Annotated in this window: 1 protein-coding gene; it reads right to left on the reverse strand. The window is 53.7% G+C overall.

What is annotated here, in order from left to right; genetic code table 11:
• Window positions 1-128: 128 nt before the first annotated feature.
• The gene (locus tag Q0176_RS07480; RefSeq protein ID WP_299300959.1) at window positions 129-1,112 is read right to left on the reverse strand and encodes an ankyrin repeat domain-containing protein; all 984 of its coding nucleotides are present in this window, start codon (window positions 1,110-1,112) and stop codon (window positions 129-131) included.
• Between the last annotated feature and the right edge of the window lie 414 nt (window positions 1,113-1,526).

The raw sequence follows: 1,526 nt of genomic DNA on the forward strand, positions 1-1,526 counted from the left end.
ATATGAAGAAGAGAACAACGTAATAAAATCTCTTACAAACATTTCTTCAAAGGACAGCTCATCCAGGGATGTCCAGAAAATACGCCATAGGTTACCCCATCTGAAGGGAATTCGATTGCTGCCCATCTTTAGAAAGGCCAATACCAGGGTTTCTTGTTCTTGCCCCCAACGCCTTTTAGATATTCCGAAACAGCCCTGTTGCCGATAGCCTCGGCCATGTCCAACGGCGTGCTCTTCTCCCCCTTACTGCTCAAGGCATTGACCTCCGCCCCTGCCTCGACCAGGGCTTTCGTCACCTTCAGGAAGTCGTTTCCGTCCCTTCCGGTACGTGTCAGCATCTCGCCGAAACTCTCCCATTCTCCCGAGGGCTTGCGGTTCATAAAAGTAATTCCCGTCGCCACGTGCAGAGGCGTTACGCCCTCCATGCGGACATTGGGATTCGCCCCACGTTCCAGCAGAGCGGTCACGACCCTCGGCAATCCCATGAGAGAGGCGAAGCAAAGAGGCGTCGCTCCCTCGTTGTTGGCAACATTGACGTCAGCTCCGGACTGAATCAACAGGAGCGCCACTTCCTCATCTTCCCCTAACGTCGCCTCATGCAGCGCCGTATTTCCTTCCTTATTCTTGTCTCGGGTATTCAAATCCGCCCCTGCATGAATCAGAGCGCCGAACAGCCGCGACATATCCTTCAAGTCCCCCTGGATTTTCCTGCGGATTTCCCTGTCGCTGTACAACAACCCTGCAATGTGCAGCGGCGTCGTTCCATCACGATTCCGGGCATTGACCAGGCTCATATCGTTCAACAGAAGAAGATTGACGATCTCTACCATCTTCCCCAGAGGACGGCCCTTCGCCGGGCCAATCATGGCATAGTGCAAAGCGGTCATGTCTCCAGCCCTGTGCCCGGGGTTGGCTGAGGCATCGAGCAGCAGCCGGACAATCTCGGGGTCCCCTCTTTTGACAGCCAAACAAAGCGGCGTCTCCCCGTAAGAATTCTCCTGCTCGATATCCTGTCCATTCCGAATCGCGACCTCGATCTCCGCAATGTCGCCGCTCTCGACCAAGGCAAAGAAGTCATCCCTCCCCATAGCGCCAAGGGCCGGCGCTGCCAAGCCCAAGAGCCAAAGGAAGGACGCCACAAAAAAACACGCGCTCGCTGCAGATAACTTCCGTCGCAAGGACTTTCGCCTCCCACTTCTTCTGAATTTTTCAGCCGTTCACCATCCTGTAGAGATTTAGAAAAAAGAGAGCGCGATACGTCCCTTCCTCCGGGCCGCTTCGCGCTGTCGATTTCAGGAATTCGTGGTTGTTCAGGTCTGCGCGTCGCCGCGGCGCTCCCGTTTGCCCTTCCGAGTTCCAAGTCTATATCCATGAAGCACAAAAACGATGTGTTTTTATCCTATCAAGGTTGCCGCACCGTGTCAAGAGGGGAAACAAGAAGTTGTCGTCAATTTTCTAAAAAGAGGATTAAAACATAAACATTACTTGCGACAGGGCTTTCAAAAAGAAGGGCTGCCAGCTCCTGA

This window comes from uncultured Fretibacterium sp., assembly GCF_938040765.1.
Taxonomy (GTDB): Bacteria; Synergistota; Synergistia; order Synergistales; family Aminobacteriaceae; genus CAJPSE01.